We start from the raw sequence: 15,010 nt of genomic DNA, 5'->3' as shown, positions 1-15,010 counted from the left end.
CCCGAGAAATTTACCGTGCTCTTTTTTATAGACCTGAGTCAAGTTCTCTGCGAGGCTGGTACCGCCAGCCGGGGACCGCGAACCCCCGGCCCCAACCTCAAGGAGACCAACCATGGCCCGCATCACCGCCCGGCACGCGGCAGCCGCCTTCGCCCTCACCACCGCCTTCACCACCGGCATGGTCATCAGCACCCGCCCGACCACCGCCCCGGCCAACCCGGCGGCCGTGACCCTCAGCCCCACCCCGGCACAGCCGCTGCCCGCCCCCGCCGTGGCCCCGCAGGCCGCCCTCTCCCCGGCGGCCGTCTGCCCCGCCCCCGCCGACGCCCCGAACCCAGCCCCCATCACCCTGCCCGAGACGCCCGCCACGGTCACCGTCACCGCCCCGGCAGCCACGTTCACCGAGCCCGCCCCGACCGTCACCGTGACCGTCACCGCCACGCAGATCGTGACCGCCCCGACGGTCTCGGCCCCCTCCCCGTCCCCGACCGCCACCCTGCTCCCGACCTCGGCCCCCTCCCCAACCCCGAGCACCCCGCGCGGCCCCCAGCCGAGTCACTGACCTGACACCGGGGCTCCTCTACCCGAGGAGCCCCGGCCCGGCAGGGACAGCACCCAGCCGCCTCCCGTCTTCGACGCCACCACCCCGAGCTGGCGCCGCGCCCGCTGCACCGTGCGCGGGGCGAGCCCGACGGCCGCCGCAGCCGCCAGCACGTCCCGGGCCGGCGCCGGCCCGGCCGCCAGCATGCGGCTCAGGAGCCTGTAGGCGCTGGTGCTCGCCGGGCGCCGCCGCGACAGGTCCGCGCCGGTCATCGCCTCATCGCGGCCGCGCGCGGAGCGGCTGCTCCACGCCACAGGCCGGGTCCGGCCCGCCTGGTGGAACTGCAAGCCGCCCATGACCGCCCACCCGCTGCTGGCCACCGGCACCAGCGCCATCGCCCCGTCCACCCCGTGGACGGCCATGTGCACCGCGGCCGCGTGCGAGGACCGCGCCGCCTCCATCGCCCTGCGCGTGGACGACCATCCCGCGCGCTTCGAGGCGTCTCGGACCGCCAGGACGGCCGTGCCGACGCGCCGCGCGAGTTCCGCGAGCACCCGCATCGCCTTCTCGACGGGCACCCGGTACGGGCAGACCGTCATGAGGTCCACCACCACGAGGTCAGGCCGACGCTCGCGCAGGAGGTGCTCCATCTCGTCGGCGTCGCCGGGCAGGCGCAGGCCTCGCCGCCCGCCTCGGCCGCCCAACACAGGGGCCACCTCGACCCGCTCGCTGCCCGGCCCGCAGGCCGCCAGGAGTTCCGCCGTCCGGTCCGCCGTCTGCGGCGATGCGAGCACCAGCACGGTGCGTGCCGCCTGGGGCTGCTGCCCGTCGGGCAAGGCCGCCGCCGTCGCCGCCCGCACCGCGACGTCCAAGGCCACCGCCAAGGCGCTAACGCCGTCCTCGCCGTCGATCAGGCTCAAGCCCGCCGACGGCACGTACCCGGGCCAGATCCAGCCGGGGCCGTCATCGAACGCCGGCGGAGCGACCACCACGTACTCCGGGCCCAGCCGCAGCGCCGCCGCGATGTCCTGCGCCTCGCACCCGTCGGCCAGGCAGTCCAGCTCCACCCGCCCGTCCCCGGCCACAAGCACCAGCAGGGAGCCCTGCCGGTCGTCGTGCGCGGGGCAGCGCGCCAGCCAGCCCCCCTCGGTCGGCCGGACGTTTCCCCAACGGCGCAGCGCTGCCAGCACCGTCTCGTACTCCTGTGCCACGCGCCCTTCCTCCGTCGTTCTGCTCTCGACCGGCCTGCTGAACGAACAGGCTGGTTCGTCCTCCTACCGTCAAGACGCGCGACGGCGCGAAGGGTTGCTCTCCAGCGACCGCGCGATGCAGGTGGCCGCGTGCGGCAGGTGCAGCCGCTCGTACGGCAGCAGCGGCAGTTCCGCGTTCGGCCTTCGCGAGCGGATGGTGCCGGTGCCGTCGCGGTAGACCGCGGTGTTGCCCAGTGCGCTCGGGTTCGCGTCGACGGCCAGCCGCGCGCTGGCGGCGGTGATGGTCCAGTGCACGGCCGTACCGCACCGGCGGCACCGGGCGAGGCCTCGCGTCGGCAGCACGCTCACGCCTCTTCGGCTGCCGCTGTGTCGCCGACGAGGAGGGCCGCCACCGCCCGCCAGCCGAACAGTGCAACGGCGTGGGCCTGGCCGTGGCCGGCGATCGCCTCCAGCACTTCCAGCGGGTCAGGATCAGCCGCGCGGCCTCCGGGCAGCGCGGCCATGAGCGGCCGCTGCCCCGGCATCGGTGCCGCACCCGCGGGCCGGGCCCCACCACCCGGCACGTCGGGCAGCAGCGTCAACGGCCGGTCGGCAGCGGGCTCGGCTTCCTGGTCGCGCGCGATCGCGGTCTCGATCGAGGCGAGCCGGTCCGAGACGCTCACGTGCGCCGCCGGGGCCGGCCTTCGGTGTGCCGTCCGGCGGCCGGGCCGGGCCGGGCGGTCCGGCGACGGAAGTCCGGGCTGCTCCCGCTGTTCGCGCACCCACTTGCGCCACAGGGCCTGCCAGTCCGCGCCGAGGGTGGCGCGGCCTCGGTGCCAGTCCGTGAACGCCGCTGTCACGGCCGCCAGCCCGGCTGGGCCGCCGAGGCGGTCCAGGTGGCCGTCGGCCGCCGCCCACGCCAGCGCCGCGGCGTCCGGCCAGAAGCCATCGGGCAGGGGGTGGCGGCGCGCTGCCGGCCCCCACCCACCTGCACCTTCCCCACCCACACCAGCCCCCTCCCTGCGGGAGGGGCGGGGAGGGGCCGGGCGCATACGAGGACGCGGGACGTCCCTGGGGGACGCGGGCGGCTGGCCTGCGCAGTCCTCGCCGGACGGGGCACAGTTTGGCCCCGGATCGTCGGCGGAATCGTCGCCGTTCGACGGCGAGTTGCGCGGGTTGCGCTGCTGGCGCTTCTTCTCGGCCGCGCGCCGGCGCCGCTCCTGGACCTGGCCCCGGCTGGGGTTGGCGTCCAGGTAGCCGTGCATCACGTAGTCGCCGCGCCGGGGCTGAGGGCAGCGTGCGCACGCGTGCCCGGCCTCGTGCCACAGCCCGGAGGCGAGCAGCTTGGCGATCTGGGTGGTGGTGCCGTTCTTCGCCGCGACCGCCCTGGGGATCACCCCGTCGGTCAGGTGGGCGCTCGCGTAGGCGCCGCAGCGCACCCACAACCCGGTGGCCGCGTTGCCCGCGGCGAGGATCTTGGGGTGGTCGTCCGTGCTGTCGCCGACGGCGAACCAGGGCATGCCGGTGTTCTCCTACCAAGGTGGGGTGCCGGGTCCGCGGTCCGGCATGGCGGTCGGGGGTGAGGGCAGCGCTCAGGCGGCGGTGTCGGCGGTGTGGTCGAGGCCCAGCAGGACGCGCAGCTTCGCGGTCGGGACGAGGATGCGGCGGCCGACGGTGATCGTCGGGATGTCGCCGCGCCGGGCGGCGTTGTAGCTGGCGGCGCGCTCAAGGCCGAGGATGCGGCCGGCCTCGGGCACGGTCATCGTCGGCTGGACCTGCGGGTCGGGAAGGGCGGGAACGGGGCTCGTCGTCATGCCCGCACTGTGGCCCGCGCCGGGCCCTACCGTCCCACCGTCCACGGCCGGTGCGGGCAGTTCCCGTGTGTGCCGCACCGGCTGCGCCGGTACACCGAAGGCCACATTCGTGCAGGTCAGCACGTATGCGGGCCGCGAATGGCGGTCTTGCCGGGGGATTGCGTGCCGCCTGGGCCGGCCGTCTTCGACCGCGCGGTACCAGGGCGACGACCGTACGACGGCGACGTCCCGGCCTCTTCGTCGTCCACCCCGGTCCACGCCCGTCCATGTCGGCGGCCACGCGGCTGACCCCGTCCAGCCTCGGCGCGACCCAACGCCCCTGCCGACCGTACGGTCGCGGCCAACTCCCCACCGTCGTACCGGCCTGTGCCCTGACCGGCATGGCTTTGGTGACTGTGAACGTGCCGTGACCGCCGCCCCAACCACTGGGGCCTGAGGCCTGATTGAGAGAGATGAGCGAGCGCGAGAAGAACGACACCCCCGGGTCGGTGTACCGCCGCTGTACCTGCCGCGAACCCGTCCTGGACGACAACAGGCAGCCCGTGCTGGACGCCAGCGGAAAGCCGAAGATGCGCGAACTCGGCTCCCGCTGCCAGAAGCTGAAAGGCAAGAAGGCCCACGGCACGTGGTGGTACTACCTCAAGCTCAAGCCCGGCGCCGACGGCAAGCCCAAGCGGGATCGCAAGGGCGGCTACCCGGACAAGGACGCCGCCGTGGCCGCCCTGAAGAAGGCCATCGCGAAGGTCGAGCGCGGCGAGGTGATCGACCACCGCACCACCGTGGCCCAGTACCTGATGAAGTGGCTGAAGGACCGCAAGACCCTGGAGCCGACGACCGTCAGCTCGTACGAGAGCCACATCCGGATCTACCTGCTCCCCGCGCTCGGCCACATCAAGCTGGAGGACCTGACCGCCGAGCCGATCACCGACATGTTCGACGCGATCCAGGCCCGCAACGTCATCATCGCCTACGAGCTCGCGATGATCGCCAAGGCCCGCGCCGAGTACGCCGAGTGGAAGGCCCTGTACGGGCGCAAGCCGGGCCGCCCGAAGAGGAACGCCCCGCCCCCGCCGGTGCCCGCGCCGGAGATACCCAAGCGCGAGCCCCACGCCCAGATGCGCATCGTCGCCCCGGCGACCATGCAGCGCATCCGCGCCACCCTGCGCTCCGCCCTCACGGCGGCGGTCAAGAAGGGCCAGGTCAGCCGGAACTGGGCGAGCCTGGTCGACCTCCCCAGCGGCAAGCGGCCGAAGGCCCTGCTGTGGACGCCGGAGCGCGTCGAGGAGTGGCGGCGCACCGGCGAGAAGCCGTCGAAGGTGATGGTGTGGACCCCGGAGCAGGCCGGACAGTTCCTCGACGGCATCGAGCACGACTGGCTGCGCGCGTTCTGGCACCTGGCGATCTTCCGAGGGCTGCGCCGTGGCGAGGGCGCCGGCTTCGCGTGGCCGAAGGCCAACCTCGAGGCAGCCGTCATCACCGTCGACTGGCAGGTGGTCACGGTGAAGGGCAAGCCGGTCGGGAAGAAGCCGAAGGCCGACAGCGAGCGCACGCTCGCCCTCGACAGCCACACTCTCCAGGAACTGCGGGACCACCGCGACCGCATGGCCGAGGCCCGCCACGACGCGGCCGAAACCGGACGGCCGTGGCCGGTCACCGACAAGGTCTTCGTCCGCGAGGACGGCGCCGAGATCAACCCGGACTACCTCACCGACCGGTTCGAGCTGCTGTGCACCAAGCTGGGCCTGCCGCCCGTACGCCTGCACGACCTGCGGCACCTCGCGGCCACCCTGCTGCTCGGCGCCGGCGCGGACCTCAAGGTCGTACAGGAGGTGCTCGGCCACGCCACGTACGTGCTGACCGCCGACACCTACACCTCCGTGCTGCCGTCCCTCGATCGCGAGAACGCCGAGAAGGCCGCCGCCCTCGTCCCGGTGAAGTCCCGCAGCAGCACCAGCGCCCCGCTGGTGTACCTGCTGGTGCTCGGCGGGATCGAGGTCGCCATGACCAACTCCGAGGACGCGCACGCCATCGTGGACCTGTGGAACGAGCTCCTGGCCCACGGCTACCCCGGGCTGAGGGAACGCCCTGCGGCGATGCCGAAGAAGCGCACCCGCTGGTCCGGCCGTGGGGTGCTGTGGGAGCGGCAACCCCGGCACCAGCAGCTGCACTCCGCCGTGGCCGGCGTCGACCGGCGCTCCGGCGCGGTGATCTACCAACTGCCGCTCACCGGACAGCCCTGCTTCGAGTTCGAGCGCGACCTGTACACCGACCAGGCCGCCGTCAGCTCCGTACAGCTGCGCCACGGCCTGCGCGGCGCCATTGAAGTCGTGGCCCGCGGCACCGATGAAGCGGCGGTGAAGGGCGCCTTCGAGCAGGCCCTGGAGCAGGCCGCCCAGCTGCGCACCGGCAGCGCGCCCGAGGACCATGACCCGTCTCCGGGCGAGGTCGTCGCGGCGTGATGGCCGTGAGGCCAAACCCCCACGGGCCGAGGCGATTCGTCCCGGCCTCGTGTACCGGCAGTACACCCGCCGCCGACGTTCACGACCGGGCGACCGACTCCGCTCACAAGGACTCCGCGAACAGCGGCGTCACCACCATGAAGGGATGACCGAGATGTTGCCGACCATGCCCGATACCCCTGTCCCGCCCCCCTACCAGCGAATCGACCTGGTGCACCGGCCCGAGGGGGACGAGCGCATCGATGTCACCGGGTTCCTTCAGGACGGCGGCACGGTCCGGATCTCATTCGACCCCGGCCAGTCGGGCGCGGTCGACGAAGACGGCGTCGTCACCCAGGAGCCGATCGAGGAGTGCTTCATCGTCACCGCGCACGATCACGACGGCGCCAAGATCGGCTCCGGCACGGGGCACTCGGTGGCCAAGGCGATGCTGCGCCTGCACCGTCCACCCGCCCCCGACCCCAGCGCCTATTCGACCGAACCGCCCTTCTAGGAGCCCACTGTGGGATGGATCGAGCAAACCGACGACGGTCGGCGCATCGAGCACGGCCTACAGCTCACCGACGGCGAGCTGGTGATCCCGGGCAACGCCATCGACTGGTGGCTCGTCCACGGGGCAGTGGGTGCCCCGCTGCGCAGCTCCTGTACCTGCGGATGGATCAGCACCGTCCCCGGCCCGGCCCTGCCTGAGCTCCCGCCGGCGGCCGACCCGCCCACTGGGCCCCGGCCGGTGACGACCTGGAGCGCCGACGGGCCTGCGCACATGCTGTTGCCCTGGTGGTACCTGCGGGACGAGTTCGTGCCGAGCCCCGCCGTCACGGCATGGAAGGAGTACCAGATACGCAACTGGCAGACCCACGTCGCGCACGTCTTCCACGAGGGCACCTGCGCGACCGACGACCCCGAGATCTACGTCCGCCGCCGCATCGCTGCCCTTCTTGACCACGCGGAGGAACACCCCCTGCCCACCCTCAACAAGTTGCGTGCCGCCGCCGAAGCCGTCGAGGCGGCCACAGGCCTGGCCATCGCCGCCGCCCGCCGCCACGGCCACGACTGGGCCGAGATCACCCGGATGCTCTGCCTCAACGAGAAAGCGGTAGAAGCGAAGTACGACTCCGTCTGACAAACCGCCGGCTACGTCCGTCAACCGTTACTGGCGGGCTTGGCCGGTTGACGTCTGGTGGCTGCGGGCCCGTACACGGCCCCCGTGACATCGCAGCCTTCCGTCCGGAGTCCCAAGGGGCTGGAGCGATTACGCCCCAGCCCCTTCTACCTGCTGTGCACCCACCACACCAGCCACGCACCCACGGCGCTACCAAGCGCGTGGCCGGAGCCGCCCAGCATGCCCCACCAAAACCGCCGCAGGCCGAGCCTGGCCACCGCCCTGCGTCGGCCTTCGCCGGCCGCCGGGGCTTGGGTGGATACCTTCAACTTGCCCACTATCGGGCCTCCTTGCTTCGTTCGTTCGAGATTGCGGACCGCCCTGTGCGGGCCGCTGCACACAGCAGACCAGGTGCCCCACCCGCGGATCCCGGGAGACCTCGGGGGGTTCTACGTCCGTACTGAACCTCTAGGTGCGCCGGTTAAGTGCGCACCGCGTCAGCGCGGTACGCCCAGCTCCCCCGGCCAGTAGCGTGAGCTCATGGTGAGAACCCCGCCCAGCGCGGCCGACCGGCTGCTGGTCCAGCTCGCCGCCGCCCGCGGCACGAAGGTGTCCGGCCGCCAGCTCGAACGCTGGCGCGCCCAGCCCACCCCCCTGTTGCCGGCCAACGCCCGTACCTTCCCGGGTCGTCCTGCCGGCGGAAGCGCCTCTGCGGCCGACCCGGCCATGGTCGACCTGGTGGTGTGGCTCGGCCAGCACAGCCGTCCCGGCGCCGATTCCCTCTACCTGGCGCTCGGCGCGTTCGGGACAGGACTCCCCGTCCCAGACGCGACCGTCCGCGAGGCGTTCGTCCGGCAAGTCGTCCGCTCGACAGAGCGGACCACCGAGCGGCTCGGTCCGATGCCCGAGCAGGGGGACGTCCAGGAGTGGGTGAGCGATCAGGCCGACGCGATCGCCCAGCAGGGCGCGCACCGGCTCACCGGGGTGAACCGCCGGATCAGGGCGATCGACAAGCAGATGCAGCAGCTGCCGGCGCTCGCCGAGCTGCGACAGTTCGCCACCGGATTCGACCCGGACCGCGCCGACGCCGATCCTCTGGACAACACCGGCCTGCTGTTCCACGGCCTCACCGCGGCCGTCGCCGGGCCCCGTGGGATCGAACCCGACGCGATCGCCCGGATAGCCCGGTCCCAGGCCGGCCGAGAAGCCCCGCAGTACACCGCGCGCCTTCTGGAGACCGACCCCCGCGACCCTCTGATCGCCGTCCGGAACACGCCAGCGCACCAGCTGCCGGGGCTACCAGCCGACAGCACCATCAACCACGTCGTCTCGGTAGCCCGGGACGCACCACTGGAGCGGCTGCGTGCCGGCTGGACCGCTGCCGGGGAGATCGCGGGCTGGGCCCAATCCCTGTGCCTCGCGGTCGAAGCAGAGATCGCGTCCAAGCAGCCGGGCCCGGCCTGCTTCGAGTGGTTCCTCGGCCAGTTCTTCGGCATCGGCCGGACCTACCTGGTCAAGGGCCTGGCCGAGCCGTCCCCCACGGCCGGTCAGCAGGCGCTGTCGGCGGTGGAGCTGGTGTTCACCCTCGATGCCATCAACAGCGTCCTCGCCACAACGGACTCGGACGGGCACGAGACGATGCGCCGCCTCGCCCCGCCGTTCCTCCTCAAGCTGGCCGCCGTGGAGATACCGCGAGCCCGACCGAACGAGGTGTGACCCGAATCCGCTGCTGATCCACGACGGCGAGCGCTTCGCCATAGTCGAGGCCGTAGAAGTACTCGCCCTTGCTTTCGCCCGGGTGCCGGCGTCGAAGTTCTCCGAGCACCACCTGCTCCCAAGGGTGTGCATCAGCAACCAGCTCGGAGGCCCAGGCATCGAGCAGCACGTACCCGCCGCGCTCCGCCTTAGCGCGGTGCTGGCGCAGCCGAACCGCAAAGCCGGTGGTTCGCCCGACCTTCACAAAGGAACTCGTCGCCCCGGCGAACGACAACACGTAGAGCTGGTCCGTGCCCGGAATCCCGGGCCGTTCAGCCACGGGCCCCAGCCGCCGCAACGCCCCCCACTCCACAAGGGCCGCCAGGACCACGTCCTCGGACTCCCAGTCCACTCCTTCGAAGCGGAACCTGCGCAGCAGCGTCTCACGGCTCCACGTTCCGAGCGGGCCCATCACCTGCTCGGGGTCGATGTCGAACCCCGCGAACCGGGCTGCGTACTGCGACTCGGACAAGGGCGCCATCCCGGCAGCATTCCACAACTAGTCACGCTCATAACAGCGTTCACGATTCTCACTTGGGCCGCTCGCCGTTGGCGAGCGGCCCAAGTGCTGCACGCGAGGCCAAGCCGCTCGACCTCCCACCCACGCGGGCCATCAGCCCGACCAGGAAGGACATCATGAACAGCGACACCACCATCCGCCGCCTCGCACTCCTCGGGGCGCTTCTCGCCGCCTACGGCGAGCTCCATCCCCTCGCCGACCAGTGGGCGCAGGCTGGCCAAGATGCCTACGGCAAGCGCCTCCACGGCAACCACCCCGTGCGCCTGGACGGCAGCCCGGTCACCCCCGAGAAGCCGGCCCTTCCCGGGGAACGCACGTTGAGCGCTTCCGCCCATGGGCGGCGCTGCGCCGCCCGGCACGTCCTGGCCTACAGTGCCGCACAGACGGCCGGCGCGATCACCGTCACCCGGACATGCGGCTACCGGCTGCCGGTCGGCCCCCTGCTGGTGGGGACGGCGGTCAACGGCCTCACCCACGCCTTGATCGACCGCGGGCCGGTCCTGGCCTCTCTCGCCCGCCGCATCGGCAAGACCGGCTACATCGAGGCCTGCGCCGCCGTCCGGCTGGACGAGGGCGGCAAGATCACGACCTCGCTGTACGGGCCCGGGACGGCCTGGCCGAACTCGACCAGGCGTTCCACCGAGCGATCGCCGTGGCAGCGGCGACCACCACGGCCTGGCTGGCGGTCCGTCCCCGTAGCCGCCCGGAACGATGACTGCGGGGGCCGGGGCGCCCTGCTGCGAGCACCCCGGCCCTCGGTTCACATGCGTCGGCGTTCGAAGAAGACGAGGAACGGGGTGACGAACCCGCTCGCCTCGACCGGCGTGGTGTGGCCGACGATCACCAGAAGTACGCCAGCCGCCAGCGCGGCGCCGTACACGACGGCGCGCACCGGGTTGTCGCCTTGTCCGGCCGTCGTGGCGGGTGCGACGTTGTCCCGCTGGTCCGGGGGTTCAGACATACTGGAAGGGCTCCTGTTCACGAGAGGGCAGGACAGTCATCGCCCGCAGCGCCTGAAGAACTCTGCGAGCGACGCTCTACGACGGGGTCGGGGCTCGGCCCGGCACGGCCAGCGCCCCGGCCTCAGTCGAAGCTTGAGATGAAGGTGCCGTCCCCATCCGGCCAGATGACCTCGATCATGATCGAGCTGCACAGGTCGATGAGGTCCTGGCGGGGCTTGGACGCGGTGAGGACGGCGAGCCTCGGCGTAGGTGAGAGAAACCGACGGAAGTCGAGAAGCTTGCCGACCGCCAGCCGTACGGCCTGCCGCGTCGGGCTCGGCTTGCACTCGACCAGTAGGTTGTCAGTTCGGTCGTAGAGGTCGGTGGTGAACGGCCGCACTTCACCCGGCGGCCGAATCTGGTATCGCATGACCTCGTGACCGAGGCGCTCAAGGTGCGCACGGTATCGACGGGAGAGGCCGGCTTCGGAGTCCCGGTTCGCCTGGACCACTCGCTGGCTGAGACTCCGGCTTCTGATCACCGCGATCTCTTCCGCGATGCTGTCCTCCATGCCCGGGAGCGTGGTCGCCACAGGGGGGGCGACCACCGGGTCACCCACCGGCCGAAGGCGGAAGACGATCACTGTCCGGAGATCACCGTCGGCATCGATGGCGTCATCGGAGATGTAGGGCTGCTCCTGGTCGACCTCGAACTGCCCAAGGCAGCACCAGGCCGTTTGGTCCACCCTCTGCCACACGTAGACGTCACGGCCGACGTCTTTGTGCGTCAGGAGCGCCTTGTTGCCCTGGGTCAGCGTTTGGTCGCCCCTCTGTCCGGCTCCGGTGTAGAGGTAGGCCCCATCGTCGTCGAACCCGTCGACCAGCCCGTACTTCTCGGCCGCGATCGGGTCTGAGAACAGGTGGATCATGCCCGCCCGCCCGGAGATCGAGATGCCGCTCTGACGGTTGCCCCCGTACAGATCATGAAGCTCGGGTCGAGACATCGCCTCGCCGGGCCTGGGTCGCTTGCCCATCTCACGCCTCTCCTCAATCGCGAGACCAGCATGCCATAGAAGCGTGACGCTAATCCAGCACGCTTTGACCCATCCGCCAGGGCGCCCAGTATCAACAGACTGCCCTGACCTGCCAATATGTCAATCCCAGACCGAAGTCCACATCCATGCCGAGACCTTATCGTTATCAAAATCTTCGCCGCGACCTCCCTGACGGTTGGTCAATCGAACATGCGATCGAATGATGGCCTCATGCCGACCCCCGATTCCCCTGCCCCAGCCGCCGGGGAGCCTCAGAACGACGCCGAGGTCGCGCCCGCCGCCCTGATGACCTTGCCGGGGCCCAGCCGCGACCGCAGGCACTGGCGGCTGATCGAGATCCGGCGGCAGGGGCGCTGGCAGCCGGCGATGCTGACCGTCTGGCGGCGACCGCCGGGCAGCCTCTTGTGGGTCGTCCACGTGATGTGGAGCTCCGACCCCGACAGCGGGTGGGGGTGGTTTGTGTACTCGGAGGCAAGCATCCGCCCGGTGCCCGATCCCGGCGAAGCGGCGCCAGCAGGCGCACCGTTCTTCGGTCGGTGGCACGATGCCGTGGCCGTGCCGCGCGAACTCGCACCTCCCCCTGGCGCGGACCCAGGCGATCAGGAGCGATGGCAACTGGCCTGGATCAGGGTCGATGGTGCGTGGCGGTCTGGTCTCGTGACTGCCGTCCGTCGGCCGGCTCCGACGATGCCGTGGATCGCGTACTGCCGGTGGGGAGAGGACAAGCAGGTCGCCTGGCTGGTGCACGACGGACAGGCGGTGCGCCTGGCCGCGAACACCGAAAGTGCACACGAAGGGTGAGGGTTCAGGCCGTCCGTGGAGAGTGCTGGACCGCCACGGACGTGGGTGGAAAGGGGCCCGGAGGGGGCGGTTCGGGGGCGCTATCCCCGCTCTATCCCCGCTCGGGGACAAAGGGGGCAAAATGAAGGCGAAGTTAGGCACCGACGCGGACCGCGAGGAAGCCCCAAACATGAAAAGAGCCAGGTCAGTTGGGTACTGGCCTGGCTCTTTCGTCGGTGGGCCGCCAGGGGCTCGCACCCTGAACCTACGGATTAAAAGTCCGCAGCTCTTGAGTTAGCGTCGACGCGACGTAGGGGACCGACGGCTCTGGACTCCTTACGCTCGTCACAGACCGTAGCTGCCGTCCCGCGCTTGCCGTCACTTTCAGGGTACTCCGGGCCATTGCCCGGTGCTCCGGCCGCGCCCCACCGGGCAAGGACGCCATTCGCGGCGTGCATCGCAGTCGGCACCGAGAAGCACCTCCTCACCCTCGGGTGACCTGCACAGACTCCCGGCCGCGACTGGCCCTCCTCGGCAGTCGCAGACGTCAAGTCGCCTTCCACCCAACGTGCCCGCCAGGTCTCGACGCGCTTCGACGAACGACACGTACGTACGGTCTGCCCCGTTCAGCACGCCAAACCCTGTTCCGCCCGTCCAGGCGGACAGGTGACTGTAGGCGTGCCCGGCCGAGCCCGAACGGCTCCAGCACCCCACCAGAGGGAGACCATGCACGCCCGACCCCACGTTCCCGCCGCAAGCCGGCTCTCGGTTCCGACCCCGGCCGTCGCCGCAGCCCCCGCGTACGAGGCCGATCCGGTACCGGAGTTCGACCTCCTGCACAGCGGCTGGTACTCGACCGAGGAACTCGCCACGCTGCTGAACGTCGACCCCTCGACCCTGCGGCGCTGGCGCACCGCCACTCCCCCGCAGGGCCCGCCCTTCGTCCAGATCGCGCCCCGGCTCTACCTCTACAGCATCCCCGACACCCAGCTGTGGCTCACTCAGAAGCGCACCGACCCATCCGAGGCAGCCTGAATGCCCGACCACACCCAGCTCATCCCCATGGGCGTCGACCTCACCACCGACATCGAACACCGCCCCGACCGCCGCCCGCAGTTCCGCTACCGCGCCCGCGTCCGCTGGACGGACCCCAACGGCGACGGCCGCAAGTCGGCATCCTCCTCCGTCCCCACGGAGGAAGAAGCCAAGGCCTGGATCGCCCGCATGCAACGGGCAGCAGCACGCGGCATCACCCCCAAGACCCTCGCCATGACCCTCGCCGAGTACGGCGACGAGAACTGGGACCTGGCGATGCGCGGCCTGGAGACCACCACCCTCGACCCCTATAGCGCCGGCTGGAAGCTTCGCGTCGTCCCGGTCCTCGGTCACATACCCGTCGTCAACATCACCAATGGCATCACTGACCGGGCTCTCCACTTCTGGGTCGCCGACGGACTCACCGTCTCCTCCGTCAAGAACAGTCTCGCCCCGCTCGTACGCGTCATGGAGCAAGCCGTCCGCGACGGACTCATCGACTTCAACCCCTCACGTATGAGCGGCTGGCAGCGCCTCTACAAGAAAGCCGAGGACGAACTCGACGACCCACGCTCCCTCGCCCTCAACGACTGGGACGCCCTCGACGAACTCGCCAACGCCCTGGTCGAACGCTCCCACAACCACTACCGCGGCTGGGGCGACATCGTCCGCTTCGCCGCCTGCACCGCCGCCCGCATCGGCGAGGTCTCCGGCGTCCGGGTCAAGGACATCAACCGCTTCGACTGGACCTGGGACCTGTGCCGCCAGACCACCACCGCCCCCGGTGGCCTCATCGACAAAGGTACCAAGGGCAAGCGGCGGCGCACCGTCCCCATCATCGAAGAGATCCGCGACCTCGTGAACTGGCGCATGAACGTCGTCGGCAACGACCCCATGGCCCGCCTCTTCACCGGCCCGCGCGGCGGCCGCATCACCACAGCCATCCTCCGCGACGCAACCCACTGGGACGAAGTCGTCGTCAGCCTCGGCTACGAGTACCTGCGCCGCCACGACCTCCGGCACACCGGCCTCACCTGGCTCGCCGACGCCGGCGTTCCCATCCACGTCCTGCAGAAGATCGCCGGGCACGGGCACATCACCACAACCCAGCGCTACCTTCACCCGGACAAGAGCTCCATCGAGAACGCCGGCCGCACCCTCAGCAAGCACCTGTCAGCAGACCGAAACACCACGCGATCGGCACCAGCCGCCAGCCCGGCGTCGGCAGAGGCTCCAGTGCGTCACCTGCGTCTCGTCCAGTGAACGACTTCAAAGATCCGCTCCAACGGCCTGACAAAGGCCGCGATCCATCCGCTGTATGTCTCCGCCCACTGTGGACACGGCCCTATGCTGGCGGCCGGTCCGCAGTCACGGATCGCCGTTCTCGTGCAAGTTCAGACGCTCCCGATATCGGAACGGGATCCGCGCGCGGCCAATGATCGATAGCCTCATCGGTGGAGAATGCACCCGCTCCACCTGATCCGGATACTCCCGCCACGAGCCGCAAGCAGGACGCCGTATGGCTCCTGCTATTCATCCACGGAGCCGGCGAGAGCCCCAATGCCGCTGAACTGGCGGACCCCGGTCTCGCGGACGCGGAGTGCGTCGTGCGTTCCCAAGTCAGCCTCCAACAGCTGGACTTTGGGCTGCGAAACCCCCGACTACCCGGGTGGACGAACTACTTAGCGGAGAACTGAGGTTGTTGTAACTGGCCGGAGAGATCCTAGAATTGGAAGAACCGAAACGGGAAGCTTCAGACAGCCCAACACCCCTCGCCCAACCGGGCGCCGGCGACACCTTCGGACGGTTGGCAAGGCCC

16 protein-coding genes are annotated in these 15,010 nt (G+C 70.8%); 8 read left to right on the top strand and 8 right to left on the bottom strand.

Annotation, left to right across the window (positions count from 1 at the left end; all coding sequences use genetic code 11):
* The first annotated feature begins 112 nt into the window (after positions 1-112).
* Complete coding sequence (locus ACFU7Y_RS05870) at positions 113-562, top strand: hypothetical protein (RefSeq protein ID WP_224274995.1); 450 nt, start codon at positions 113-115, stop codon at positions 560-562.
* On the opposite strand, the gene ACFU7Y_RS05865 is transcribed toward ACFU7Y_RS05870, so the two are convergent.
* The 4 genes from ACFU7Y_RS05865 to ACFU7Y_RS05850 all read right to left on the bottom strand — a co-directional run bounded on the left by ACFU7Y_RS05865 (position 556) and on the right by ACFU7Y_RS05850 (position 3,545).
* The gene (locus ACFU7Y_RS05865) at positions 556-1,752 is read right to left on the bottom strand and encodes a hypothetical protein (protein ID WP_380766582.1); all 1,197 of its coding nucleotides are present in this window, start codon (positions 1,750-1,752) and stop codon (positions 556-558) included. The genes ACFU7Y_RS05870 and ACFU7Y_RS05865 overlap by 7 nt on opposite strands.
* A 69-nt stretch (positions 1,753-1,821) precedes the next feature.
* A complete protein-coding gene (locus ACFU7Y_RS05860; protein ID WP_224285359.1) occupies positions 1,822-2,046 on the bottom strand; it encodes a hypothetical protein in 225 nt (74 codons plus the stop codon).
* 50 nt (positions 2,047-2,096) lie between these two features.
* On the bottom strand, positions 2,097-3,251 hold the full coding sequence (locus ACFU7Y_RS05855; protein WP_380766580.1) for a hypothetical protein: 1,155 nt from the start codon (positions 3,249-3,251) through the stop codon (positions 2,097-2,099).
* Positions 3,252-3,323: 72 nt separating this feature from the next.
* Positions 3,324-3,545: a helix-turn-helix domain-containing protein gene (locus ACFU7Y_RS05850; RefSeq protein WP_224278841.1), complete on the bottom strand. Its 222-nt coding sequence runs from the start codon at positions 3,543-3,545 to the stop codon at positions 3,324-3,326.
* A 452-nt stretch (positions 3,546-3,997) separates the two neighbouring features.
* Between ACFU7Y_RS05850 and ACFU7Y_RS05845 the strand changes: the two genes are divergently transcribed.
* From ACFU7Y_RS05845 to ACFU7Y_RS05830, 4 genes are all read left to right on the top strand, one after another.
* On the top strand, positions 3,998-6,004 hold the full coding sequence (locus tag ACFU7Y_RS05845; RefSeq protein WP_224278843.1) for a site-specific integrase: 2,007 nt from the start codon (positions 3,998-4,000) through the stop codon (positions 6,002-6,004).
* 145 nt (positions 6,005-6,149) lie between these two features.
* Complete coding sequence (locus ACFU7Y_RS05840) at positions 6,150-6,497, top strand: hypothetical protein (RefSeq protein ID WP_224278852.1); 348 nt, start codon at positions 6,150-6,152, stop codon at positions 6,495-6,497.
* A gap of 9 nt (positions 6,498-6,506) precedes the next feature.
* The gene (locus ACFU7Y_RS05835) at positions 6,507-7,127 is read left to right on the top strand and encodes a hypothetical protein (protein ID WP_224278853.1); all 621 of its coding nucleotides are present in this window, start codon (positions 6,507-6,509) and stop codon (positions 7,125-7,127) included.
* A gap of 519 nt (positions 7,128-7,646) precedes the next feature.
* Complete coding sequence (locus tag ACFU7Y_RS05830) at positions 7,647-8,822, top strand: hypothetical protein (RefSeq protein WP_224278855.1); 1,176 nt, start codon at positions 7,647-7,649, stop codon at positions 8,820-8,822.
* On the opposite strand, the gene ACFU7Y_RS05825 is transcribed toward ACFU7Y_RS05830, so the two are convergent.
* The 4 genes from ACFU7Y_RS05825 to ACFU7Y_RS05810 form a co-directional block, all read right to left on the bottom strand.
* On the bottom strand, positions 8,773-9,333 hold the full coding sequence (locus ACFU7Y_RS05825; RefSeq protein WP_224278857.1) for a GIY-YIG nuclease family protein: 561 nt from the start codon (positions 9,331-9,333) through the stop codon (positions 8,773-8,775). The genes ACFU7Y_RS05830 and ACFU7Y_RS05825 overlap by 50 nt on opposite strands.
* Before the next feature lie 58 nt (positions 9,334-9,391).
* Positions 9,392-9,517, bottom strand: coding sequence for a hypothetical protein (locus tag ACFU7Y_RS05820; RefSeq protein WP_263454824.1), 126 nt, complete (start codon positions 9,515-9,517; stop codon positions 9,392-9,394).
* A 624-nt stretch (positions 9,518-10,141) separates the two neighbouring features.
* Positions 10,142-10,342 carry a hypothetical protein gene (locus ACFU7Y_RS05815; RefSeq protein ID WP_224278859.1) on the bottom strand — a complete coding sequence of 67 codons (201 nt, stop codon included), beginning with the start codon at positions 10,340-10,342 and terminating at the stop codon, positions 10,142-10,144.
* A 122-nt stretch (positions 10,343-10,464) separates the two neighbouring features.
* Positions 10,465-11,355, bottom strand: a complete 891-nt coding sequence (locus ACFU7Y_RS05810) for a restriction endonuclease (protein WP_224278861.1) — start codon at positions 11,353-11,355, stop codon at positions 10,465-10,467.
* Positions 11,356-11,586: 231 nt separating this feature from the next.
* Between ACFU7Y_RS05810 and ACFU7Y_RS05805 the strand changes: the two genes are divergently transcribed.
* From ACFU7Y_RS05805 to ACFU7Y_RS05795, 3 genes are all read left to right on the top strand, one after another.
* The gene (locus ACFU7Y_RS05805) at positions 11,587-12,177 is read left to right on the top strand and encodes a hypothetical protein (protein WP_224278863.1); all 591 of its coding nucleotides are present in this window, start codon (positions 11,587-11,589) and stop codon (positions 12,175-12,177) included.
* Positions 12,178-12,882: 705 nt separating this feature from the next.
* Positions 12,883-13,191 (top strand): helix-turn-helix domain-containing protein, encoded by a 309-nt coding sequence (locus tag ACFU7Y_RS05800; RefSeq protein WP_224278865.1) that lies wholly within the window; start codon positions 12,883-12,885, stop codon positions 13,189-13,191.
* Positions 13,192-14,454 carry a site-specific integrase gene (locus ACFU7Y_RS05795; RefSeq protein WP_224278866.1) on the top strand — a complete coding sequence of 421 codons (1,263 nt, stop codon included), beginning with the start codon at positions 13,192-13,194 and terminating at the stop codon, positions 14,452-14,454.
* The last annotated feature ends 556 nt before the right edge of the window (positions 14,455-15,010 follow it).

This window comes from Kitasatospora sp. NPDC057542, assembly GCF_042801945.1.
Taxonomy (GTDB): Bacteria; Actinomycetota; Actinomycetes; order Streptomycetales; family Streptomycetaceae; genus Kitasatospora.
The sequence above is the reverse complement of the archived record's forward strand: the minus strand, read 5'-3'. Positions and strand labels throughout refer to the sequence as shown.

Coding starts and splice junctions, on each gene's coding strand:
- ACFU7Y_RS05870 (WP_224274995.1), top strand. CDS start 113: ATGGCCCGCATCACCGCCCGGCACGCGGCAGCCGCCTTCGCCCTCACC.
- ACFU7Y_RS05855 (WP_380766580.1), bottom strand. CDS start 3,251: ATGCCCTGGTTCGCCGTCGGCGACAGCACGGACGACCACCCCAAGATC.
- ACFU7Y_RS05850 (WP_224278841.1), bottom strand. CDS start 3,545: ATGACGACGAGCCCCGTTCCCGCCCTTCCCGACCCGCAGGTCCAGCCG.
- ACFU7Y_RS05845 (WP_224278843.1), top strand. CDS start 3,998: ATGAGCGAGCGCGAGAAGAACGACACCCCCGGGTCGGTGTACCGCCGC.
- ACFU7Y_RS05840 (WP_224278852.1), top strand. CDS start 6,150: ATGACCGAGATGTTGCCGACCATGCCCGATACCCCTGTCCCGCCCCCC.
- ACFU7Y_RS05830 (WP_224278855.1), top strand. CDS start 7,647: ATGGTGAGAACCCCGCCCAGCGCGGCCGACCGGCTGCTGGTCCAGCTC.
- ACFU7Y_RS05820 (WP_263454824.1), bottom strand. CDS start 9,517: ATGGTGGTGTCGCTGTTCATGATGTCCTTCCTGGTCGGGCTGATGGCC.
- ACFU7Y_RS05815 (WP_224278859.1), bottom strand. CDS start 10,342: ATGTCTGAACCCCCGGACCAGCGGGACAACGTCGCACCCGCCACGACG.
- ACFU7Y_RS05810 (WP_224278861.1), bottom strand. CDS start 11,355: ATGGGCAAGCGACCCAGGCCCGGCGAGGCGATGTCTCGACCCGAGCTT.
- ACFU7Y_RS05805 (WP_224278863.1), top strand. CDS start 11,587: ATGCCGACCCCCGATTCCCCTGCCCCAGCCGCCGGGGAGCCTCAGAAC.
- ACFU7Y_RS05800 (WP_224278865.1), top strand. CDS start 12,883: ATGCACGCCCGACCCCACGTTCCCGCCGCAAGCCGGCTCTCGGTTCCG.
- ACFU7Y_RS05795 (WP_224278866.1), top strand. CDS start 13,192: ATGCCCGACCACACCCAGCTCATCCCCATGGGCGTCGACCTCACCACC.